Annotated in this window: 26 protein-coding genes; 7 read left to right on the forward strand and 19 right to left on the reverse strand. The window is 41.6% G+C overall.

All coding sequences use genetic code 11. The features are described 5' to 3' along the window. Positions 1-126: 126 nt before the first annotated feature. From brpA to B3R79_RS02970, 5 genes are all read right to left on the reverse strand, one after another. Positions 127-1287: a biofilm formation/cell division transcriptional regulator BrpA gene (gene brpA / locus B3R79_RS02950; RefSeq protein ID WP_293693656.1), complete on the reverse strand. Its 1161-nt coding sequence runs from the start codon at positions 1285-1287 to the stop codon at positions 127-129. A 10-nt stretch (positions 1288-1297) separates the two neighbouring features. After that, positions 1298-1810 (reverse strand): GNAT family N-acetyltransferase, encoded by a 513-nt coding sequence (locus B3R79_RS02955; RefSeq protein ID WP_293693658.1) that lies wholly within the window; start codon positions 1808-1810, stop codon positions 1298-1300. Beyond that, positions 1803-2246, reverse strand: coding sequence for a tRNA (adenosine(37)-N6)-threonylcarbamoyltransferase complex ATPase subunit type 1 TsaE (gene tsaE / locus B3R79_RS02960; RefSeq protein ID WP_168261435.1), 444 nt, complete (start codon positions 2244-2246; stop codon positions 1803-1805). Before tsaE ends, B3R79_RS02955 begins: the two co-directional genes overlap by 8 nt. 122 nt (positions 2247-2368) lie before the next feature. After that, positions 2369-3790: an NCS2 family permease gene (locus tag B3R79_RS02965; RefSeq protein WP_293693661.1), complete on the reverse strand. Its 1422-nt coding sequence runs from the start codon at positions 3788-3790 to the stop codon at positions 2369-2371. A 101-nt stretch (positions 3791-3891) separates the two neighbouring features. Further along, positions 3892-4491 (reverse strand): DUF1361 domain-containing protein, encoded by a 600-nt coding sequence (locus B3R79_RS02970; RefSeq protein WP_293693662.1) that lies wholly within the window; start codon positions 4489-4491, stop codon positions 3892-3894. Positions 4492-4650: 159 nt separating this feature from the next. Between B3R79_RS02970 and B3R79_RS02975 the strand changes: the two genes are divergently transcribed. The 6 genes from B3R79_RS02975 to serS all read left to right on the forward strand — a co-directional run bounded on the left by B3R79_RS02975 (position 4651) and on the right by serS (position 10596). Beyond that, on the forward strand, positions 4651-5463 hold the full coding sequence (locus B3R79_RS02975) for a Cof-type HAD-IIB family hydrolase (RefSeq protein WP_168261437.1): 813 nt from the start codon (positions 4651-4653) through the stop codon (positions 5461-5463). Between the two features lie 317 nt (positions 5464-5780). Further along, on the forward strand, positions 5781-6773 hold the full coding sequence (locus tag B3R79_RS02980) for a PTS sugar transporter subunit IIB (RefSeq protein WP_154455319.1): 993 nt from the start codon (positions 5781-5783) through the stop codon (positions 6771-6773). Between the two features lie 137 nt (positions 6774-6910). Continuing rightward, the gene (locus tag B3R79_RS02985; RefSeq protein ID WP_204984873.1) at positions 6911-7717 is read left to right on the forward strand and encodes a PTS mannose/fructose/sorbose transporter subunit IIC; all 807 of its coding nucleotides are present in this window, start codon (positions 6911-6913) and stop codon (positions 7715-7717) included. Positions 7718-7731: 14 nt separating this feature from the next. Then, on the forward strand, positions 7732-8643 hold the full coding sequence (locus tag B3R79_RS02990) for a PTS system mannose/fructose/sorbose family transporter subunit IID (RefSeq protein WP_168261439.1): 912 nt from the start codon (positions 7732-7734) through the stop codon (positions 8641-8643). 75 nt (positions 8644-8718) lie between these two features. Continuing rightward, positions 8719-9081, forward strand: coding sequence for a DUF956 family protein (locus B3R79_RS02995; protein WP_154455322.1), 363 nt, complete (start codon positions 8719-8721; stop codon positions 9079-9081). A 237-nt stretch (positions 9082-9318) separates the two neighbouring features. After that, positions 9319-10596: a serine--tRNA ligase gene (serS, locus tag B3R79_RS03000; protein WP_293693666.1), complete on the forward strand. Its 1278-nt coding sequence runs from the start codon at positions 9319-9321 to the stop codon at positions 10594-10596. A 126-nt stretch (positions 10597-10722) separates the two neighbouring features. On the opposite strand, the gene B3R79_RS03005 is transcribed toward serS, so the two are convergent. The 14 genes from B3R79_RS03005 to B3R79_RS03070 form a co-directional block, all read right to left on the reverse strand. Continuing rightward, complete coding sequence (locus tag B3R79_RS03005) at positions 10723-11496, reverse strand: acetyl-CoA carboxylase carboxyl transferase subunit alpha (RefSeq protein WP_154455324.1); 774 nt, start codon at positions 11494-11496, stop codon at positions 10723-10725. Beyond that, on the reverse strand, positions 11493-12359 hold the full coding sequence (gene accD / locus B3R79_RS03010) for an acetyl-CoA carboxylase, carboxyltransferase subunit beta (RefSeq protein ID WP_168261442.1): 867 nt from the start codon (positions 12357-12359) through the stop codon (positions 11493-11495). The genes B3R79_RS03005 and accD overlap by 4 nt, the downstream gene beginning before the upstream one ends. An 8-nt stretch (positions 12360-12367) precedes the next feature. After that, entirely contained in the window at positions 12368-13738 is a 1371-nt protein-coding gene (locus B3R79_RS03015) for an acetyl-CoA carboxylase biotin carboxylase subunit (RefSeq protein WP_293693669.1), read from the reverse strand. A 93-nt stretch (positions 13739-13831) separates the two neighbouring features. Next, positions 13832-14254, reverse strand: a complete 423-nt coding sequence (gene fabZ / locus B3R79_RS03020; RefSeq protein WP_293693671.1) for a 3-hydroxyacyl-ACP dehydratase FabZ — start codon at positions 14252-14254, stop codon at positions 13832-13834. Continuing rightward, positions 14251-14718 (reverse strand): acetyl-CoA carboxylase biotin carboxyl carrier protein, encoded by a 468-nt coding sequence (accB, locus tag B3R79_RS03025; protein WP_293693673.1) that lies wholly within the window; start codon positions 14716-14718, stop codon positions 14251-14253. The genes fabZ and accB overlap by 4 nt, the downstream gene beginning before the upstream one ends. 2 nt (positions 14719-14720) lie before the next feature. Next, positions 14721-15953, reverse strand: a complete 1233-nt coding sequence (gene fabF, locus B3R79_RS03030; protein WP_168261446.1) for a beta-ketoacyl-ACP synthase II — start codon at positions 15951-15953, stop codon at positions 14721-14723. Between the two features lie 51 nt (positions 15954-16004). Beyond that, entirely contained in the window at positions 16005-16742 is a 738-nt protein-coding gene (gene fabG, locus B3R79_RS03035) for a 3-oxoacyl-[acyl-carrier-protein] reductase (protein ID WP_293693676.1), read from the reverse strand. Between the two features lie 8 nt (positions 16743-16750). Beyond that, entirely contained in the window at positions 16751-17671 is a 921-nt protein-coding gene (gene fabD / locus B3R79_RS03040) for an ACP S-malonyltransferase (RefSeq protein ID WP_293693678.1), read from the reverse strand. 38 nt (positions 17672-17709) lie between these two features. Next, positions 17710-18720: an enoyl-[acyl-carrier-protein] reductase FabK gene (gene fabK, locus B3R79_RS03045; protein WP_293693688.1), complete on the reverse strand. Its 1011-nt coding sequence runs from the start codon at positions 18718-18720 to the stop codon at positions 17710-17712. 108 nt (positions 18721-18828) lie between these two features. Next, positions 18829-19053 (reverse strand): acyl carrier protein, encoded by a 225-nt coding sequence (locus tag B3R79_RS03050; RefSeq protein ID WP_154455332.1) that lies wholly within the window; start codon positions 19051-19053, stop codon positions 18829-18831. Between the two features lie 61 nt (positions 19054-19114). Next, on the reverse strand, positions 19115-20089 hold the full coding sequence (locus B3R79_RS03055) for a beta-ketoacyl-ACP synthase III (protein WP_293693680.1): 975 nt from the start codon (positions 20087-20089) through the stop codon (positions 19115-19117). 2 nt (positions 20090-20091) lie between these two features. Beyond that, positions 20092-20526, reverse strand: coding sequence for a MarR family winged helix-turn-helix transcriptional regulator (locus B3R79_RS03060; RefSeq protein WP_168261450.1), 435 nt, complete (start codon positions 20524-20526; stop codon positions 20092-20094). A gap of 91 nt (positions 20527-20617) precedes the next feature. After that, positions 20618-21406 (reverse strand): enoyl-CoA hydratase, encoded by a 789-nt coding sequence (locus B3R79_RS03065; RefSeq protein ID WP_168261451.1) that lies wholly within the window; start codon positions 21404-21406, stop codon positions 20618-20620. Positions 21407-21586: 180 nt separating this feature from the next. Continuing rightward, complete coding sequence (locus B3R79_RS03070; protein ID WP_293693684.1) at positions 21587-22240, reverse strand: HAD family hydrolase; 654 nt, start codon at positions 22238-22240, stop codon at positions 21587-21589. Between the two features lie 98 nt (positions 22241-22338). On the opposite strand from B3R79_RS03070, the gene B3R79_RS03075 reads away from it, so the two are divergent. Further along, entirely contained in the window at positions 22339-23700 is a 1362-nt protein-coding gene (locus B3R79_RS03075) for an aspartate kinase (protein ID WP_293693686.1), read from the forward strand. The last annotated feature ends 52 nt before the right edge of the window (positions 23701-23752 follow it).

The following is a 23752-nucleotide window of genomic DNA, read 5'->3' on the forward strand; positions in this document are numbered from 1 at the left end:
TCAAAGAAATAACTTCTCTACTGGTTGAATTAAGTAGCTTCCGATAATGATTTCTTCTAGAAATCGTTGATATGCTTGACAAATGGTAGAAAAAGAGAGCTTCGTGCTCTCTTTTTTTGTCCCATATTAGTAAGAATAACTATTATAAGATTGTGAGTAGGTATCCGTACTACCATAATAGTCGCTATAAGTGCTACTGCTATAATCGTCATAGTAATAGTTACTATTGTAACCATCGCTATAAGTCGTATCGTAGCCGCTGCTATAACTGCTATCATAGGTTCCGTAAAGGTCTTCTGAAAGCACCGCCGTTGTTTTCAGAGTGTCGCTTTCTTTTTGACCCAATTGTTTTTTGATGTTGTTTTGAATTTCTAGCAAGTGGTCCGCGCTGACAATTTCATAAGAAGTACCGTTAATCATTTCGCCTTCCCCTTGAAGCTGATAAGTTTCCACATTGCTCAAAGCGTCTGTGTAACCAAGCAAGCTAGGGATGGTACTTGATGAAATCTCAATATTGGTTTGCATATTGCCACTGACCGCTGACAAGATTTTCTTGTATGAGCTGACACTGTCCAAAGCCAAAATTTTCTTCATCACTTTTTGAATAACTTCACGTTGGCGTTTTTGACGTCCGTAGTCCCCTTCAGGGTCATCATAACGCATACGAGCGTAAACCAAGGCTTGTTCTCCGTTAATCTTATGCGTTCCAGGTTCAACGGTCGCTGTGTATTCAGGTTCTTTTTCAGCAATAGAAATCGGGAAATCAAAGTTATTGGTTACCGTAATACCACCAACGGCATCTACCAAGTCCACCAAACCTTGCATATTGATTTGAATGTAATTATCAATCTCAATGTCCAACAAATCCTGAACCGTCATGATAGCCATTTTAGCTCCACCTGATGCGTAAGCGGCATTCAATTTTGCCTGAACACCAGTCATATCATTGTCTTTTGGTCCTGATAAAGTCACCAAAACGTCGCGTTCCAAACTGGTCATGGTCGTTGTCTTGGTTTCAGGGTTAATCGTCACCAAAATCATCGAGTCACTATTCCCTTGCCAAGTTGATTTTCGCTTAGAATCTCCTGTATCTACCCCCATCAAGAGGATTGAAATCGGTTTCGTTTGCTTGATGGCTTCACTATCTGAAGTGTTGTAATCTTTGAAAGTCTTTGCCAACTCATTAGTTGAAAAATTGAAGGCTGAGGTAACATAAACTCCTAAAGCAACAAGGGTAGTGGCAATGATAGCCGTTATCATTAACAGTATTTTTTTTCTAAGTTTCATTCGTTTACTTTCAGTCTATCAACCTACTCATCAAGTAGACGTCAAGAAATTCTCCATCTTTCGTTTGTACGCCACGTGACGTCGTAGCGTCTATCCTAAAACCAAACTTTTCATAAAGGTGAATAGCTCTGCTATTTCTCACTTGCACCGTCAACTCCAAACGGTGAATCATTGGCGTGTGTTTTGCCCAGTCAAGAGCCATCTCCATCAATAATGAACCTAAGCCGTAACCCCAATAGGCTTGCTTAACAGCGATAAAGATATCACCGATAGAGTCATCTTGTGAATGGTCTGAAGGGACAATATTCAAAACGCCTACGAATTCTTCTCCAAGTCGAGCCACCAAACAAATGGCGTTGATGGACTCACTTTGCTGGTCCAAAAAACGAATCATCTCATCCAAAGTCAAGACTTTGTCTTGAATAATAAAATCCGTTTCCTCAACCACTTTTTGCAACAAGGCTAATAAAGATGAGGCATCCTCCACCTGCGCCTCTTCAATCACAAGGTATTGCTCACTCACCTTCTAAAGCCTCCAATAACTCCTGACTTCTAGGACCATGAGCTACAAAATCAAGCTTGCGTCCATCACCAGAAGGGGTTAATTGAATGTCTAAATAATCATCTAGCAATTGAGTGTCCAGCAAATTGCCCCATTCAATAACGGTCACCCCATCGCCATATAAAAAATCGTCCAAATCAATCGAATCTGGGTCATTTCCAATACGATAAACATCTAAATGATAAAGGGGCAGACGCCCATCGTACTCTCGAACAATTGTATAGGTCGGGCTTTTGATCATTTGCGTAATACCCAAGCCTTTTGCTATTCCCTTGGTTATGGTCGTCTTACCAGCACCGAGATCTCCAGTCAGGACCAAAACATCCCCTGCTTGCAGCATTAGACCAAGCTTTTTCCCATAGGCAATTAGCTCATCTTCATTTTGACTATAAAACATGTGCCTATTATATCAAAAAACATTTTTTCTTCCAACCCTAACCCGAATTTTCTCCCCAAAATAAAAAGAGCTAAAAGACTGAAGTCTTTCAACTCTTGCAAGTAAGCGTTGTAAAATCTTTTTTATAGGACAGCCAAGAAAATGAAGTTTAAGACAAACAAGGCATCCAAGACCCACATAACCACTGGAATCTCTTTAACTTGTCCTTTAAAGACTTTAACCAAAGTGTAAGTGATGAAACCAGCTGCGATACCGTAAGTAATGCTGTAAGTGAATCCCATAAAGATAGATGTAAAGAATGCAGGAATGGCTTCGTCCAAGTCAGCCCATTTGATGTTTTTAAGGTTTGACAACATCATCACACCAACGATGATTAAGATAGGGGCTGTCGCTTGTGTAGGAACGATAGATACCAAAGGACTAAAGAAACTTGAAATAGCAAAGAGTACCGCTACGACAAGGGCAGTCAAACCTGTACGACCACCAGCTTCGATACCTGCCGCTGATTCCACATAAGTTGTTACGTTAGATGTTCCGGCAACCGCACCAAAGGTTGTCGCAACCAAGTCAGAATAAAGGGCACGGTCAAGGGCAGCAGAATCTTTGCTGTCACCAGTTGCTGAGATGATACCTACTTTTTCACCTGTTCCGACAAGCGTTCCAATCGTATCAAAAATATCTGTTAATGAGAAAGCCAAGATAGCCATCAACACACCAGGCAGACGTGATGGGTCTGAGAAAAGCGCTCCTAGACCTTGGCTACCAAGTGCCGCACCGAAAATTTGTTTCAAGTCGTTGATAGACGCTGATAAATTAGTTGCAGACCAATTAACAGCACCTAAATCAACAACACCCATTAAAATACCAACAATCGTTGTTGCAGCGATAGATAAGATAACGCCACCACGAATGCCTTGCACGATAAAGAAAATAGTAATCGCCAAGCCAATCAAAGCAAGAATGACGGCCGGTGAGTTAAAAGCAACCAAACCTGGTGTTGCTGAGGCATCTGCTGTAATAGAAGCCAAGCCTTTGTCAGCACCAGTTCCTGATACTGTATAAGTACCAGCGTCAATAGAAAATTTCAAGAAACCAGCATTTTTAATTCCGACGTAAGCCAAGAAAATACCAATACCAGCCGAAATCGCTGATTTCAATACAGCTGGAATGGCTTCGATAATCATCTTACGAACTTTAGTTACTGTGATGATTAGGGAAATAATCCCACAAATAAAGACCATTGCCAAGGCTTCTTGCCACGTGTAACCAAGGGCAAAGACAACTGTGTAAGTAAAGAAGGCATTCAAGCCCATTCCTGGTGCTTGTGCGTAAGGAAGGTTGGCATAAAAAGCCATCATCAAGGTCCCTACAACCCCACCAATAATAGTCGCTAGAAAGACACCTTGAGCAGGCATACCAGCTTGCGAAAGAATTGAGGGATTGACAAATAAGATGTAAGACATGGCAAAGAAGGTAGTCAAACCGGCCGTAACTTCTGTACGAACGTCAGTGCCATGTTCCTTAAGTTTAAAAAACTTTTCCATTGAACGTTTTTCTCCTTTTGGTAAGGTTAGTTGTGCGTTGCTTTTTGTTATTTTCCGAACAACTTCCTTATTCTACCAAAAGATCGTTCACTTTTCAACGATTATTTCTCAGGTTTTCGATCCAAAAAGACCAAACAAAGAATTTGAATAAAGGTAAACCCTATGACAAAATGCACCGCATCCCAACCAACGACATTGAGAATCTCAGCAACAACGGTTTTAGGACGTGTGAAAATATCCCAAGAATTCAGCCTTGCATAACGTCCAATGTGAATGGCAAAACTTGAAATACACGAAAGCAAACCGATGAATATCAAACGCAGGTAATCATTTCTAACCTTGAAGGTTTCCATGATGTTTTTAAAACTCTCAATCCCACAAAGAACACCAAACAAAATGCTAGACACATAAAGCATGTATAAAATTAAGCTCGTCTTGTCCCACAAAACCGTACTAGCAAAATGCATGTGCACAATATCTGTTAGCATATAAAAGGTATTGGGATAGAAAAAGAGCCAGAGCAATAAGCTGGCGTACTTTACTACTCTAAAGCGAACATAGTACGTCACCAGTGAAAAGTCCAATGCCACCAAGGCCAAAAACATATTCCAAACCAAATCTGGTCCCTGCAAATTGTAGTGGTAGATACCAAAGGCAATCATCCCAAAAAAGAGATGAATAAAACCGATTTTTTTAATCATAGCGTCCCCCTTCTTTCTGGTTTTAGTTGTTGTCGATAGTAAAATTATAATAAATTTTTCTTAAAATGTTGTTAAAAAAGCTTACATTTCTAAAAATTCACCATTTTCAAAAAGAGCTTTTCGTTTCGTCCAACCTCCTTTTCTGTTATAATAAAAAGCATGAAAACTAAAATGATTGCATTAGATTTAGATGGCACTTTGCTGCGCCACAATGATACGATTTCGGACTACACAGTGGATACTATCCAAAAAATTCAAGAAAAAGGGCACAAGGTTGTGATTGCAACGGGGCGACCTTACCGCATGGCAGTTAAGCACTACCGTCGTCTTGGTTTAACCACACCCATGATTTCTTTCAATGGTGCCTTGACGCATTTACCTGAAAAGAAATGGGATTTTGAACACAGCGTCACTATTGACAAACGCTACCTTTTGGATGTTTTGGATATGCAAAAGAGCATTGAAGCGGATTTTATCGCCAGCGAATACCGCAAGAAATTCTACATTAGTGCGGAAAATCAGCAAGTGGTCAATCCAAAATTGTTTGGGGTTGAGGAAATCACGGACAAGATGACCATGGATATTACTAAAATCACGGAAAATCCTAATGCCCTTCTTATGCAAACACGTCACGAGGACAAATACGCTCTCGCCAAAGAAATTCGCCAACACTTCAATAACGATATTGAAGTCGATTCTTGGGGCGGTCCGCTCAACATTCTTGAATTTTCACCTAAAGGCGTCAACAAAGCTTACGCTTTAAACTACCTATTAAATGTCTTTAATTTTTCTCCTGAACAACTCATTGCTTTTGGAGATGAACACAATGACACAGAGATGCTAGCCTTTGCTGGTGTCGGTTATGCTATGAAAAATGCAAATGACGTTCTTTTGCCATTTGCAGATAAACAGACAGAATTTTCTAACGAAAACGACGGTGTGGCTAAAGAATTAGAAAAAATCTTCTTGTGAAAAACTTCTTTATTGGAGTTTTTCTTTTTTCATTATTTTCAAAATATTTCAACTTTCTTTACAATTTGATAACGCTGACACTCCCAAAACCCTTTATTTTACTGAAAAAGTAAGGGGTTTTAGTTTACATATTTCTGAAATATTTTCAGGATTTCTGCTATTTTTTCTCAAAAAGCTATTGCATTTTTATTGGAAACGTTTTACAATAAAGTTGTTCTTAAATTTCCTTGAAATGAAAAAGAATGGCCAAGTACGCTTGGAAGGAGATTATTCTTCTTCATTTCAACGAAAAATATTTAAAAGGAGGAAGAACAAGAATGGGTATCGGTATAATTATTGCCAGCCATGGTAAATTTGCTGAAGGTATTCATCAATCAGGTTCTATGATCTTTGGCGACCAAGAAAAAGTTCAAGTGGTCACTTTTATGCCAAGTGAAGGACCAGATGACTTATACGCACACTTCAACGATGCTATCGCACAATTTGATGCTGATGATGAAATCCTAGTGCTAGCTGACCTTTGGAGCGGTTCTCCATTTAACCAAGCTAGTCGCGTGATGGGTGAAAATCCTGATCGTAAGATGGCTATCATTACAGGTCTTAATTTGCCAATGCTTATCCAAGCCTACACAGAGCGTATGATGGATGCTGACGCAGGTGTGGATAAAGTTGTTGCAAATATCATTAAAGAAGCTAAAGATGGTGTCAAAGCACTACCTGAAGAACTTAACCCTGCTGAAGAAACTGCCGCTGCACCTGCTGCACAAGAAGTACACCAAGGTGCAATCCCAGAAGGGACTGTCATTGGAGATGGTAAACTTAAAATCAATCTTGCTCGTATTGACACACGTCTTCTTCACGGACAAGTTGCGACAAACTGGACACCTGCTTCTAAAGCCGATCGTATCATCGTTGCATCCGATACAGTAGCTAAAGACGAATTACGTAAAAACCTTATCAAACAGGCTGCACCAAACGGTGTTAAAGCAAACGTTGTCCCTATCAAGAAATTGATTGAAGCTGCAAAAGATCCACGTTTTGGTAATACACACGCTCTTATCCTATTTGAAACACCTCAAGAAGCACTTGAAGCTATCGAAGGTGGCGTGCCAATTAAAGAACTAAACGTTGGTTCAATGGCTCACTCAACTGGTAAAACAATGGTTAATAACGTTTTATCTATGGATAAAGACGATGTTGCGACATTTGAAAAATTACGTGATCTTGGTGTAACATTTGACGTTCGTAAAGTTCCTAACGATTCTAAAAAAGATTTGTTTGAACTCATCAAAAAAGCAAATGTACAATAATTTTGGAAGCTACTAAGCATTATCAGGCTGATATCCAAGCTTCATAATCCTCAGTACTCTTATAACTAAGTAAAATTGTCACTGACAGTTTTACCATCGCACATTGAAAACTATTATAGACGAAAGGAACTAGAATAATGTCAATTATTTCTATGATTTTAGTCGTTGTGATTGCTTTCTTCGCTGGTTTGGAAGGTATCCTCGACGAATTCCAATTCCACCAACCGCTAGTTGCCTGTACATTGATTGGTCTTGTAACAGGACACCTTGAAGCTGGTATTATCCTTGGTGGTTCACTTCAAATGATTGCTCTTGGTTGGGCGAACATTGGTGCCGCAGTTGCGCCTGACGCTGCCCTTGCTTCTGTTGCTGCCGCAATCATCATGGTTAAAGGTGGCGACTTCACTCACAATGGTATCGGGGTTGCAACAGCAACTGCTATCCCTCTTGCCGTTGCCGGACTTTTCCTTACAATGCTTGTTCGTACAGCTTCTGTTGCCTTGATTCACGGTGCTGACGCTGCTGCAAAAGAAGGAAATATCGCTGCGGTTGAACGTACTCACTTAGTTGCCTTGTTCCTTCAAGGTATTCGTATCGCTATCCCAGCCGCACTTCTTCTAGCTATTCCTACTTCAGCTGTACAATCAGTGCTTAACGCTATGCCAGAATGGTTGTCAGGTGGTATGGCCGTTGGTGGTGGTATGGTTGTTGCCGTAGGTTACGCTATGGTTATCAACATGATGGCTACAAGCGAAGTTTGGCCTTTCTTTGCCATCGGTTTTGCTCTTGCTGCCATTTCTGATCTTACTCTTATCGCCCTTGGTGCTATTGGTGTTGCAGTTGCCTTCATCTACCTTAACCTTTCTGAAAAAGGTGGAAACGGTGGCGGCGGAACTTCTACTGGTTCTGGTGACCCAATTGGCGATATCTTGGAAGACTACTAGAGAGGGGTACTATAATGGCTGAAAAATTGCAATTATCACAATCTGATCGCCGAAAAGTTTGGTGGCGTTTAACGTTCCTTCAAGGTTCTTGGAACTACGAACGTATGCAAAACTTAGGTTGGGCTTATGCCTTGATGCCTGCGATCAAAAAACTTTACACAACTAAAGAAGATCGTGCCGCTGCTCTTGGGCGTCACTTGGAATTCTTCAACACACACCCATACGTAGCTGCTCCAATCATGGGGGTTACAATGGCGCTTGAAGAAGAACGTGCTAATGGTGCAGAAATCGACGATACTGCTATCCAAGGGGTTAAAATCGGTATGATGGGACCGCTTGCCGGTGTTGGTGACCCAGTCTTCTGGTACACTATACGTCCTATCTTGGGAGCTCTTGGTGCTTCACTTGCTCTTGCTGGTAACATCATGGGACCAATCATCTTCTTCCTTGGTTGGAACATCATCCGTATGGCTTTCCTATGGTACACACAAGAAATCGGATACCGTGCAGGTTCTAACATCACTAAAGACTTGTCTGGTGGTATCATCCAAAAAATCACTAAAGGGGCTTCAATCCTTGGTATGTTCATCCTCGCGGTGCTTGTTGAACGTTGGGTATCTGTAGCATTTACAATCAACCTTCCTTCAACAACACTTTCAGAAGGTGCATACATCAACTTCCCTAAAGGTGACGTTACTGGTCCACAGCTTCAAAAAATTCTCGGTGAAGTTGCTAGCGGACTTAGCTTAACTTCTGAACAAACAAACACTTTACAAGGACAATTGGATTCATTGATTCCTGGTTTGATGGGACTTCTTCTTACATTCCTTTGCATGTGGTTGCTTAAGAAGAAAATCTCTCCAATCACAATCATCATCGCATTGTTCATCGTTGGTATTGCAGCTCGATTCTTCGGAATCATGTAATAACCGAAAAAGAGGGAGTAACATCCTTCTTTTTTTATGCTATAATGAAAGCATAAGTAGTGTTAAGGAGTTTATATGGCACAATCAATCAATTCTACCGTCGAATTCACCACAACTGGCGTTTCTTATTTAGGTCTTGGTGGGAAAGTCGGCAAATTTCTATTAGGTGACAAGGGAATCGAATTTTACAATGATGCTAATGTCGAAGATTACATTCAAATCCCATGGACAAGTATTGAAAAAATTGGTGCCAACGTCACCCGAAATAAAGTCAGCCGACATTTTGAAATCTTTACCGACAAAGGAAAATTTCTCTTTGCCTCAAAAGATTCTGGCAAAATTCTAAAAGTAGCTCGTCAACATATTGGCAATGACAAAGTGGTTCGTATGCTAACACTTGTCCAAACCATTGCCAGACGATTTGTCAAAAAACAATAATTTTTGTATAATAGTAGCGTACGGATAAGTAGATTTGAAACTCTTTCAGAAAGTCTGCGGGAGCTGCGAGCAGATAGAGGGACAAGGTCGAAATTCTACCGTTAACGCATTCAAATAAGGAAATTAAGTGCACAGATGTGAAGCTGGATGGAACCGCGCTCAGGCGCTCCAGCAGCTACTCATCTGTGCTTTTTTGTTCATCAAGACGGTGGGCAAAATCATTTTGGAGGATATCTTATGTTAGACATTAAACGCATTCGTAATGATTTTGACGAAGTGGCTCAAAAATTAGCGACTCGTGGCGTTGCTGCTGAAAAATTGGCTGAGTTAAAAGAACTCGATGACAAACGCCGTGAATTGCTTGTCAAATCAGAATCAGCAAAAGCTGAACGTAACACAGCTTCTGCTGCTATCGCTCAAGCGAAACGCAACAAAGAAGATGCATCTGAACAAATCGCAGCGATGCAAGCTTTATCAGCTGAAATCAAAGCAACTGACGCTGAACTAGCTGACATTGACGAAAAATTAGCTGAATTCACTACTACATTGCCAAACATTCCTGCTGAGGGCGTACCTGTAGGTGCTGACGAAAATGACAATGTGGAAGTGCGTCGTTGGGGAACACCACGCGATTTTCATTTTGACATCAAAGCTCACTGGGATCTTGGTGAAGACCTTGGTATTCTTGATTGGGAACGTGGTGCCAAAGTAACTGGTTCTCGCTTCCTTTTCTACAAAGGACTTGGTGCTCGCTTAGAACGTGCCCTTTACAACTTCATGTTGGACGAACACGCTAAAGAAGGTTATACAGAAGTCATTCCACCATACATGGTCAACCACGATTCTATGTTTGGTACTGGACAATATCCTAAATTTAAAGAAGATACTTTTGAATTAGCTGATTCAGACTATGTTTTGATTCCAACAGCTGAAGTTCCTTTGACAAACTATTACCGCGGTGAAATCCTTGATGACAAAGAATTGCCTGTCTACTTCACTGCCATGAGCCCTTCATTCCGTTCAGAAGCAGGCTCTGCTGGTCGTGACACGCGTGGTTTGATTCGCTTGCACCAATTCCACAAAGTTGAAATGGTGAAATTCTCTAAACCAGAAACATCATACGATGAATTGGAAAAAATGGTTGCCAATGCTGAAAATATCCTTCAAAAACTTGGACTTCCATACCGTGTGATTACCCTATGCACTGGCGACATGGGCTTCTCAGCTGCTAAAACTTACGACTTGGAAGTTTGGATTCCAGCTCAAAACACTTACCGTGAAATTTCAAGCTGTTCAAATACCGAAGATTTCCAAGCTCGTCGTGCCCAAATCCGTTACCGTGACGAAGCAGATGGTAAAGTGAAATTACTCCACACGCTTAACGGTTCAGGTCTTGCAGTTGGACGTACTGTTGCTGCTATTCTTGAAAACTACCAAAACGAAGACGGTTCAGTGACTATTCCTGAAGTCCTTCGTCCATATATGGGTGGCGTTGACGTTATCGCTCCAAAATAAGCCGCACCACTGTAAAAAGCCTTGCTCGCAAAACGAGTAAGGCTTTTTGTCTGCTCAAAAAAAGAAATAGTATAAAAGCATTTTAGGATTTAAAATACTTCTATGCTACTTCCTTTGAATGGCTTTTTAATATTTTCTAAAACGTTGGTAACGGTTTTCTAGCAAGGTATCAAGCGGTAACTGACTCAAACGCTCTAATTCTGTTATCAGGTTCTGCTTAATCATATCGACGATTTCACTTGAGAAATAACCGTGCTCAGGGATAACCTTATCAACAACACCCATATTGAGCAATTCTCCTGCTGTTATTTTCATCAATTGAGCGGCTTCTGAGGCACGAGAGCCGTCTTTCCACAAGATAGAGGCAAAGCCTTCTGGACTTAAAATCGCGTACATGCTGTGTTCTAGCATCCAAACTTGGTCTGCGACAGCCAAAGCCAAGGCACCACCTGATCCACCTTCACCAATGATAATGGCAATAATAGGCACTTTCAAATCACTCATTTCCAAGAGATTGCGAGCAATAGCCTCACCTTGACCACGTTCTTCCGCCCCAACACCAGGGTAAGCACCTGCGGTATTGATAAAAGTCACCACGGGACGGCCAAATTTTTCTGCTTGTTTCATCAAGCGTAGCGCCTTACGGTAACCTTCAGGATTGGGTTGCCCAAAATTACGTTTGAGATTTTCTTGCAACTGTTTGCCCTTTTGAATACCGATAACCGTCACAGGACGACCGTCCAAACGAGCAATGCCACCAACAACCGCACCATCATCTGCAAAATGGCGATCACCATGTAGTTCGATAAAATCATCAAAAATCAATTGAGCATAGTCAAAAGTCGTCAAACGCCCTTGGTCCCGTGCTTCTTTTAAAATTCTCGAAACGTCTGATCTCATCTTTCACCTCCATGTAGTGCAACAAGCGTCGCAATCATCTCTGGCAATTCTGTCCTATTGATAATGGTATCCACAAATCCATGCTCTAAAAGAAATTCGGCTTTTTGGAAATTATCTGGTAGTTGCTCACGAACGGTATTTTCAATCACACGACGGCCAGCAAAGCCCACAAGAGCTTGCGGTTCTGCGATAATAATATCGCCTTCCATGGCAAAACTAGCGGTCACCCCACCCGTTGTTGGGTCTGTCAAAATGGTCAAATAAAATAACCCTGCATTTGAATGGCGTTTGACGGCTGCAGAAATTTTAGCCATTTGCATCAAGCTCATGATACCTTCTTGCATTCGCGCACCGCCTGAAGCCGTAAAGAGCACAACAGGCAGTTCTTGGGCTGTCGCTAATTCAAATAAACGCGTGATTTTTTCACCAACCACCGTTCCCATAGACGCCATGATAAAATTCGAATCCATGATACCAAGAGCAACTTTTTGCCCCTTAATAGTCGCAAGTCCTGTCAAAACTGCTTCGTCAAGCCCTGTTTTTTCACGTGCTGCGGCTAATTTTTCCTGATAACCTGGAAAATGAAGGGGGTCTGTGGTTTCTAAACCTGTGAACAATTCTTCAAAACTGCCTTCGTCAACGGTAATCGCCAAACGTTCCTTGGCTGAAATGCGGAAATTATACGAACAACTTGGGCAGATTTTGGCAGTTCCCAAATCTTTTTGGTAAATCATGTGCTTACAAGCGGGACACTTAGCAAACAATTCATCAGGTACTTCAGGCATTTCTCTCTTGACGCCTGTTTTCAACGAATTATTGGGAGTAATGCGAATGTATTTATCTTTTTTATTAAACAGTGGCATAAGCTCTCCTAATCATTGTCTTTATTGTAGTTGGGTAAAAAGGTTTCCATCAAAAATGAGGTATCGTAATCCCCAGCAATAACGTGCTCATCTGAAATCAAGTCCATCTGAAAATCTGCATTCGTAGTAACACCCACGATTTCTAATTCATAGAGAGCACGCTGCATTTTCATCAAGGCATCAAAACGATTATCACCGTGGACGATGATTTTAGCAATCATGCTGTCATAATAAGGCGGAATGGTGTAGCCGTTATACATAGCAGAATCCACACGCAAGCCCACACCACCACTTGGCAAATACAAGTCTGTGATTTTTCCAGGACTTGGAGCAAAATTAAACTTAGGATTTTCAGCATTGATACGGCATTCAATGGCATGACCTGAAATCGTCACATCGTCTTGGGTTAAGGATAAAGGTTGACCTGCTGCGATGCGAATTTGTTCCTTGATAATATCAACTCCGGTTACAAATTCTGTCACAGGATGTTCCACCTGAACACGGGTATTCATTTCCATAAAGTAAAAAGCTGATGTCTTTTCATCAAGCAAGAACTCTATCGTACCAGCATTTTCGTAATGAACAGCTTTGGCAGCACGCACGGCCGCTTGACCAATCTGATGACGCAAGGTTTTCCCGATGGCAACAGATGGGCTTTCTTCCAAAACTTTTTGGTTATTGCGTTGCAAAGAGCAGTCCCGCTCACCCAAGTGAATCACATGACCGTAAGAATCCCCTAAAATCTGAACCTCGATATGTCTAGCGGGATAGATGACTTTTTCGATGTACATGGCACCATTACCAAAGGCTGCCAAGGCTTCTTGGGACGCTGATTCAAAGGCTGGAATGAGGTCCTCGGCAGAATTTACCTTGCGAATCCCTTTTCCACCGCCACCAGCAGAAGCTTTTAACATCACTGGATAACCCAGATAATTAGCCACTTCAAGGGCTTCTTGGGTAGTATGCACTTCACCATCAGAACCAGGAATCACAGGAACGTCTGCCGCAATCATTTCGGAACGCGCGTTGATTTTATCCCCCATCTTATCCATCACTTTGGCACTTGGCCCGATAAAGCTAATATGCATTTCTTCGCACATGGTTGCAAATTTGGAATTTTCACTTAAAAAACCAAAACCTGGGTGAATGGCTTCTGCACCTGTGACAATAGCAGCTGACAAGACAGCATTCATATTCAGATAAGAATCCGTTGAACGAGCTGGACCGATGCAAATGGCTTCATCAGCTAAAATCGTATGCAACGATTCTTTATCCACCTCTGAATAGACAGCGACCGTATGGATGCCCAATTCACGCGCCGCACGAATAATTCGCACCGCAATCTCACCTCGATTGGCAATTAGTATTTTTTTAAACATGCGTCTGCTTTTATCCTCCTATCAGGAATTGCTTTCTTGCAATCCTTGTCCAAATGCTTTTTCTAGCTGAATTAACGCTAAACGATAGGCCTTTTACTGACCAATCGCAAAGGTCAAGGTACCAGAAGCCGCTAATTTCCCATCTACTTCTGCCTTGGCTTCTACCACGGCAATTGTGCCACGGCGTTTGACAAATGTCGCTGTCATCACCAATTGGTCCCCTGGAACAACTTGCTTTTTAAAACGAACCTTGTCCATACCCGCATAAAAGACCAATTTACCTTTATTTTCTTCCTTTGATAATTCTAACACACCTGCGGTCTGTGCCAAAGCCTCCATAATGAGAACCCCTGGCATAACAGGATAGTCTGGAAAATGACCATTGAAAAAAGGTTCATTGATGGTCACATTTTTAATAGCTACAATCTTATCATCGCTGGCTTCTAGCACGCGGTCAACCAAAAGCATTGGGTAACGATGTGGCAAAGCCTCACGAATTTGTTTGATATTAATCATTTAATACGCACCAATCCTTGTCCAAATTCAACAACTTCTTCATTAGTAACCATGATTTCAGTGACAATCCCATCTTTTGGAGCAGGGATTTCATTCATGACTTTCATGGCTTCAATAATCAGCAAGGTTTGCCCCTTTTTAACCGTGTCCCCAACAGAAACAAAGGCTGGTTTATCAGGAGCTGGCGCTAAATACGCCACCCCAACAAGAGGACTAGTCACTTCATCTCCTTCGACAAGAGGCGTTTCTTCTGTTTCGCTCACTGCTTCTGCATCTGATGAAGATGGAGAAGAAACAACTGGAGCAACTGGCACCGCATTAACTGGCGGAACTGCCACTGGTTGAGGAGCTGTGTATTCATTTTTACTAAAGCTCAACTCAGCCTCTCCCGTTTTAAATGAGAATTCACGCAGACTTGATTGGTCAAATTGCGCCATCAAATCCTTCACTTCTGAAATATTCACAACTACGCCTCCCAACGTTTAAATGCTAGCACCGCATTGTGCCCACCAAATCCAAAGGTATTCGAAATAGCATAGGCTATATCTGCTTCTTGTCCTTGACCATAAACAACATTTGCCTCGATATCTTCTGACAATTCACGCGTACCAGCCGTCATTGGAATATAGCTATGACGCATGGCTTCGATGGTCGCAATCGCTTCAACGGCACCCGCTGCACCAAGAAGGTGACCTGTAAATGATTTAGTTGATGATACAGGCACTTCTTTTCCAAGAACAGTAACAATGGCCTTGCTTTCGCCTTTTTCATTGGCTTGTGTTGACGTACCATGGGCATTGACATAATCCACTTGTTCAGGAACAATACCCGCCTCATCAATAGCTAACTGAATGGCTTTCGCAGCACCTGAACCGTCTGGAGTTGGCGTGGTTTGGTGATAAGCATCGCAGTTGCTACCATAACCCACAACTTCTGCCAAAATAGTTGCCCCACGTTTTTGAGCGTGTTCAAGGCTTTCAAGGACAAGCACACCAGCACCTTCACCCATCACAAACCCATTGCGGTCTTTGTCAAATGGAATAGCAGAACGAGCTGGGTCTTCGGTTGTTGACAAAGCTGTCAAAGCATTAAACCCACCAATACCAATTTCATTAATCGTTGATTCTGCTCCACCAGCTAAAATCACATCATGGTAACCAAATTTGATTTCACGGAAAGCTTCACCAATCGCATCATTTGAAGAGGCACAAGCCGTTGTAACAGATTTGCAGACACCACGCGCACCAATACGCAAGGCAATATTACCTGCCGCCATATTAGAAAGAGCTTTAGGAATGAACATTGGTTGAATGCGTCGAATGCCTTTGTCATGCATACGGATAACTTGCTCTTGCATTTCTTGCAAACCACCGATACCAGATGACACAATCACCCCCGTGCGGTCACGGTCAACCGTTTCCATATCCAAATTAGCATGTTCAAGTGCCTCTAAAGCGGCATAAATAGCATAAAGAGAATATTGGTCCATGCGGTTTTTATCTTTACGAACAAAGTATTGATCAAAGGGAAAATCGTGGATTTCACCTGCATTGTGAACGGGAATGTCTGATGTATCAAATTTAGTAATCGGTCCAATACCAATCTTGCCTTGATAAAGGCTATCCCAAAATGCTTCAGGGGTATTTCCGATTGGTGATGTCACCCCATAACCTGTCACTACAACTCTATTTAATGTCATGTTTATCTCCTTTAAAAGAGGAATCCTTACTGTCTTACTAAGCTGGCTGCCTTAAGATTGCATGGTCATGCCACCATCGATAGCAATCACTTGACCTGTCAAATAATCTTGTTCTGCTAAAAAGGTTGCAACGGTAGCAACTTCTTCCGCTTTTCCAATCCGTTTCATCGGAATATTGGCAACAATAGCCTTTTGCATTTTTTCTGGAATGACGTCCGTCATGTCAGAAGCGATGAAACCTGGCGCAATAGCATTCACACGGATACCACGCGCAGCCACTTCACGCGCCACTGATTTGGTGAAACCAATCAAACCAGCTTTTGAGGCCGCATAATTGGCTTGCCCAACATTACCCGTTAAGCCAACGACACTTGATATATTAATGATAACGCCTTGACGTGCTCGTGTCATCGGTTTTAAGACGGATTGTGTCATGTTAAAGGCACCTGTTAAGTTAACCTTCAAAACCGATTCAAAATCTTCTTCCGTCATTTTCAAGACCAATTTGTCATTGGTGATGCCAGCATTATTGACCAAAATATCAACAGAGCCCAAACGCTCAATAGCTTCATCCACCATGCGTTTAGCTTCTTCAGCCTGTGAAATATCGCCTATAATAGCAATGGCCTGACCAGGATAAGCTTGAAAGCTTTCTAAAATCTCTGGCGCCACTTGTGAGCGACCGTTGAGGACAACATTTGCCCCAAGGCTAGCAAATTGATGGGCAATCGCCAAACCAATGCCCCTCGTAGAACCCGTGATAAAAACATTTTTATTTTGGATTGTCATGATATCTCCTAATTCTGCAATAATTCGTCTAAATCAGCTACACTTTCAACAGCTCTCGTTGGAATGGTCTTGTCAATTTTTCGCAAAAAGCCACTGAGGACTTTTCCAGGACCAATCTCGATAACCTCAGTCATGCCAAGTTCACGCATGGTTTCTATGGAATCGTAAAAACGCACAGGTTCCTTGACTTGCCTTGCCAACAAGGGCTTGATGTCGTCATGTCGCATCACCTTAGCCTCGGTATTGCCCACCAGCGGAATGTGAAAATCAGCAAAAGTCACCGTTTCAAGCACTTTGGCTAATTGTTGGCTCGCTGGTTCCAATAAGCCCGTATGGAAAGGACCTGACACTTTCAAAGGAATCAAACGTTTCACACCTGCTTCTTTGAGCAATTCAACCGCAGCATTCACGGCTGCTGTTTCTCCACCAATTACAATTTGGCTAGGTGTGTTGTAATTAGCTGGGGTTACAATACCCTTGACTAAAGCCTTTTGGCACATCTCCTCAATCAAGTCAGCATCAGCGTTCATCACAGCCACCATCTTGCCAGTTCCTTGCGGAGCTGCCGTTTCCATAAATTCACCGCGTTTGGCAACCAAGGCCACCGCATCTTCAAAATCCAAGGCACCTGAAGCTACCAAGGCTGAATATTCACCAAGTGAAAGCCCCGCTACCATATCAGGCTCGAAGCCTTTTTCTTGAAGCAAACGAAAAATAGCAATGGAAGTTGTCAAAATAGCAGGCTGTGTGTAGCGGGTTTGGTTCAACTTTTCATCATCTGTATCAATCAGCTGACGAAGGTCATACCCAAGAACAGCACTCGCTTGTTGAAACGTTTCTCTCACAATAGGATAAACCGCATACAAATCGCTTGCCATTCCTAATTTTTGTGCCCCCTGACCTGCAAATAAAAAGGTAGTTGTCGTCATTAAACCCTCCTATACGGCAGACGTATCTCTAACGTCCTTTAGTTTTCTACCTCACTATCAGACCAGCGTTTAGCTTCCGCCAAAATAACCTCTTTGGCGCCATAGTAAAGGTCTTTCAAAATATCTTCACACGTTTCTTCTTTGGCAATAAGCCCTGCGATTTGCCCAGCCATAACAGAACCCATGGTCACATCACCATCCACAACGGCATTGCGTAAAGCACCTGCCCCCAAAGCTTCGATATCTTCTGCAGTTTTACGTCCAACCAAGAAATCTTTTTCCGCATGGGCATACGAAGTGGTTAATTTATTTTTGATGGCACGCACAGGGTGTCCCACAACAGTGGCAGATACCACAGTGTCAATATCTTTAGCTTTTAAAATCTTATCTTTAAATTGCTGGTGCGCATTTGACTCTTTGGCCACTACAAAACGCGTTCCCACTTGAATAGCTTCTGCTCCAAGCATAAAGACAGCAGCTGCACCACGACCATCACCAATACCACCAGCTCCAATAACTGGAATATCAACCGCGTCAACCACTTGACGAACCAAGGTCATTGTTGTCAATTTACCAATGTGACCGCCAGCTTCCATACCTTCTGCAATCACAGCATCCGCGCCCAATTTTTCCATGCGTCTTGCCAAAGCAACACTTGGAACCACGGGAATAACCGTAATTCCTGCCTCATGAAAACGTTCCATGTATTTTCCAGGATTTCCAGCGCCTGTCGTTACGACTTTGACCCCTTCTTCAATGACCAAATCCACAATATCATCAACAAAAGGTGACAAGAGCATAATATTCACACCAAAAGGTTTATCTGTTATCGCTCTAACCTTGTCAATATTGGCTTTAACGACTTCTTTTGGGGCATTACCACCACCAATAATCCCTAAACCACCAGCATTTGAAACGGCTCCTGCCAAATCACCGTCAGCAACCCAAGCCATTCCCCCCTGAAAAATAGGGTATTTGATATTTAATAACTCTGTAATACGTGTTTTCATCTTTAACCTTCTAAATCCACAGTCAGACAATAATTTGATAATCAAACTATAACCATAAGAAGAGAAGGAGCAGGATATGAACTAGCTAACTAGCCATATCCTACGCCCCCTTTCGTCAATATAACATTGATTTTGACTTAAACGCTATTATTTTGTTTTTTCTTCTACGTAAGCAACCAAGTCACCAACTGTGTTAAGACCATCTTCAGATTCGATTTGGATATCAAATGCATCTTCAATTTCTGAAATCACTTGGAAAACATCAAGTGAGTCTGCATCAAGGTCTTCAAAAGTTGTGTCCATTTTAACTTCTTCTGGTTCTTTACCAAGTTCTTCAACGATAATTTCTTGTACTTTTTCAAATACTGCCATGATGATTTTCTCCTTAAAAATAAATACAATATATTTCCTGTACGAACGTACAAGTAGTTAACTAAATTTTAACAATTAGATTTCCCCATGTCAAACCTCCGCCAAAAGCAGAGAATAAAACCGTTTGTGAGCCATCTAATGCAATGATACCTTTATCCACTGACTCTGATAATAAAATAGGAATACTTGCTGCACTGGTATTACCATAAGCCATCATATTGGCTGGCAATTTCTCCATGCTAACCCCTAATTTTTTAGCCATTTTGTTCAAGATTCTGATATTGGCTTGATGTAGGAACAAGTAGTCTAAATCCTCGATGGATAAGCCAGCGTCTGAGACCAATTGTTTAATGCTCTTTGGCACATCGCGAATCGCAAAATCAAAAATCGCACGACCGTCCATCTGGAGGTATTTTTCATCTGAAGTTGTGTCAGAAAATGGAGAGGATAAGCCAATCAATCCAGAGGTCAAACTGCCGCCGCGGCTACCGTCTGTATGAAGGGACTCTGCCAAAAAGTGCTTTGTATCGCTTGCTTCAAGCAAAACACCGCCAGCACCATCACCAAAGAGAACCGAACTACTACGGTCAGACCAATCCAAGGTTTTTGATAAGGTTTCCGCACCAATGACGAGACCTCTTTGATACAGACCAGATTGGATAAATTTATCCGCCGTTGCTAAAGCAAAGACAAAACCACTGCAAGCCGCCGTCATATCCATTCCAAATGCATTGCTTGCTCCGATATTGGCTTGAATACGCGCTGCCGTTGAAGGCATCAAGCTATCTGGTGTAATGGTCGCTACGATGATAAAATCAATAGCTTGCGCTGACAAGCCAGATTGCTTTAGCAATTGTTGAGCCACTTGCGTTCCCAAATCGCTGGTCGTTTCCTCACGAGTGATGTGACGCTCCCTAATACCTGTTCGTGATGAAATCCATTCATCACTGGTATCCATAATCTGCGATAAATCATCATTGCTAATAATCTGTTCAGGAGCATAAGCTGCCACCTGAGTTATTTTTGAAAATGCCATGATTACATTAACTCCTCAAGAAACTTATGAAGATTTTTAAGCCCTTGTGCCAAAGCTTCAAATTCCTGTTCATTCATATCTTCAGCGATATGAATTACCATATTTTTATGAAACTTGCGGTGGAGCCTATCTAACAGTTTCCCTTTTTTTGTCAAAGTCAAGTGAACAACGCGACGGTCCAGCTTTGAACGTTTTCTCTCAATGTAGCCTTTCGCCTCGAGCTTGTTTAAACTAGTCGTCACAGTGCCTAGGGTTAACATCAATTCCCTAGCAATATCACTTGGTGTCACATTGGTATTTTTGCCAATAATTTCAATGGTGTGCATCTCTTTCAAAGAAACGTCACTGAATTGGCTCGTTCTCAAACTCGTTTCTTCGATAACTTGAACACGATTAAAAATATCAACAAGATAATCATTGATTCTATTATAATCCAAAGGACCACCTCCAAGAAAAAACTTTGACGCTCAAATTATATCAAAGTGCTAATTAATTTGCAAGCCTTTAAACAGTCTTGAACGTTACGTCTTATTTTCCTGAAAATTTTGGACGTCGTTTCTCAGAAAAAGCCAGCACGCCTTCTTTGAAATCTTCCTTAAAGGCCAAATCTTCTTGTAGTCGCAATTCTAAAGCCGTGTAATCTTGCCAATTCTCAAACGAAGCCTTCCAAGACATTTCCTTGATAGCACGATAAGAATTGATTGAACCACGGAGCAGACGTTTGCAAAGTTGTTGGGTGGTTTTCTCTAATTGGTCTGATTCACACAAGCGGTAAACAATCCCATATTCATAGGCTTTTTCCGCATTTAAAGCTTCACCTGTCAAAGCTAATTGATTGGCACGATTGGCACCGATAGCACGGCTCATCAACAAAAGTCCTCCTGCATCAGGAGCCAACCCCACACCGACGAAAGCTTGAATAAATTTGACTTTATTGCTGGCTACCACAAAATCGGCTGCCACTGCCATATTAGCAGCCGCACCAGCTACCGCACCGTCAATACTCATAATAACCAGTTTGGGCAATTGTTTTATGGCAAAGGAAATCTGATTGACCAAATGGGCAATATCAACCAGTGAAGCAATGTTGTCCGCATCCACTGCGTGCTTCATTTCCACCAAATCACCGCCGACAGAAAAGACCTTCCCAACAGCCTTGATAACCAAAAGCTTGACAGTCGAATCCTGCTTTGCCTTTTCCAAAACATCCAAGATTTCTTGGCAAACAGGAATATTAAACCCATTTGAAATATCAGGACGATTCAACGTTAAAATCGCCACTTCCCCTGCTTCATAAATAATATGACTATATGACATACAAAAACCTCTATCAAAAAATACTTTGATAATTTAATTATTTTAGTGATTGCTATTCTATCATAACTATGATTATTTTATCAAGAGAAAAAAGGAAATTTATGAAAAATAATTTGATATTTTAATAATTTAGTATTCAAATTAAATAGACTAAAAAAAGAGGTGAAACCTCTTTTATCACTATGTTAACTGCGTCACATCCTGCAATAATTGCCCTAAATCCGTCAACAAACGACTGGCTTTGCTTTGGTCCATGCCAAACATACGGTCCTCAATCGCCCAAACAGGTAAATGGGCTGACGTCGCCGCCTGAATGCCTTTCTCACTATCTTCCACTACAATTGCCTCATCACAAGAAACATCTAATTTCTTAATAGCTGCCTCATAGATGTCAGGATACGGTTTTCCTCGTGAAAATTCCTCCCCTGATAAGACAACAGAAAAGTAATCGCGAATACCTGCTTCGTCTAAAGCCCTTAAAATATCAGGTTTTGAAGTGCTAGAGGCCAAGCCTAAAGCATAACCCATCTCTTTTAAAGCTTGAACCACACGAACCGTATCAGGGAAAATCAAATCCTTATAAGGAAGTGGGTGCTGTGCCTTATACTGAGCATATTCAGCTTGTAACTGCGCCACATCCCAATTCTCATAATCATCACCTAAAATAGCCTGCCAAATGTGCTTGATATTACCCCCAATAAAAAAACGAGGAGGCAAATGGTCGATGCTAATCCCTTTTTCCTTTAGAAAAGTTTTTCGTCTGTTGTAATAAAAGGTTTCAGTGTCAAATAAAACACCATCCATATCAAAAATAATCGCTTTAATAGTTTCCATTCTCTTATTATACTACACTAGCCCTTTATTGTAAAAAGTACTGACAAGTTGTCAGAATTTTGTTATAATAACATACAAATTTACATTTGGGAGTCATTATGAAAGTCATCAAATTTGGAGGGAGTTCACTTGCCTCCGCTGAACAACTCAAAAAAGTATTGGATATTGTTACATCTGATCCTGAACGACGTTTTGTCATCGTTTCAGCACCAGGTAAGCGCCACTCAGAAGACACAAAAGTAACCGACGCACTGATTAAATACTATAAAAATTACGTTGCTGGAAATGATGTCACTGCGTCACAAAAATGGATTATCGATCGTTACCAAGCCATTGCCGATGAACTCGGCTTATCACCTGCTATCATGACTAAGATTAGCACAGCAATCAAACAGTTGGCTACGTTACCGATCGAAGACAACGCTTTTTTATACGATACCTTTTTAGCAGCCGGCGAGGATAACAATGCCAAACTTGTTGCAGAATACTTTAGAAAAAATGGGCTTTCATCTCGCTACATGCACCCTAAAGAAGCAGGTATTATCGTATCAAGCGAACCTAGCAATGCGCGTATTTTACCGTCAAGTTATGATAAACTTGAAGCCTTACAAGAACTGGATGAAGTTATTGTCATTCCTGGATTTTTCGGAGTGACTGTTGATGGCAATGTCTGCACATTCTCTCGTGGCGGTTCAGATATTTCAGGCTCAATTGTTGCCGCTGGGGTAAAAGCAGACCTTTATGAAAACTTCACGGATGTCGATGGTATTTTTGCCGCACACCCAGGAGTTGTCCACAAACCACACACCATCAAAGAACTCACTTACAGAGAAATGCGTGAGCTTGCCTACGCAGGATTTTCCGTTCTCCATGACGAAGCACTCATTCCTGCTTACCGTGGTAAAATTCCATTAGTCATTAAAAATACTAACAACCCAAATCATCCTGGTACACGCATTACCCTTAAAAATATAAGTAACAATGCTCCTGTTATTGGTATCGCAGCCGATGATAACTTTGCAAGTATCAACATGTCTAAATACCTCATGAACCGCGAGGTCGGGTTTGGTCGCAAAGTACTGCAAATTCTAGAAGAATTGAACATTCGCTGGGAACATATGCCAACAGGAATTGACGATATGTCAATCATTGTCCGCGAACGTGAACTAACGCCTATTAAAGAGCAAGAAATCACCACCTACCTCACACGCGAATTAGGGGTCGATGAAGTGGATATCGAACATGGCCTTTCAATTATCATGATTGTTGGTGAAGATATGAAAAACCATATCGGGGTGACTGCAACAGCAACTAAAGCACTGTCTGAAAAACACATCAACCTCGAAATGATTTCACAAGGTTCTAGCGAAGTTTCAGTCATGTTTGTAACGCAAACCGAACACGAAAAACAAGCCGTACGTGCTCTATACAAAGCCTTTTTCCAACCAGAAGAAGATTAATCAAAAGTCAGCATTAGTGTAATGCTGACTTTTTCTATTCCTTAAAGTCCAG

Origin of the sequence: Streptococcus sp. UBA3373, assembly GCF_002360305.1 — a bacterium.
Taxonomy (GTDB): domain Bacteria; phylum Bacillota; class Bacilli; order Lactobacillales; family Streptococcaceae; genus Streptococcus; species Streptococcus alactolyticus.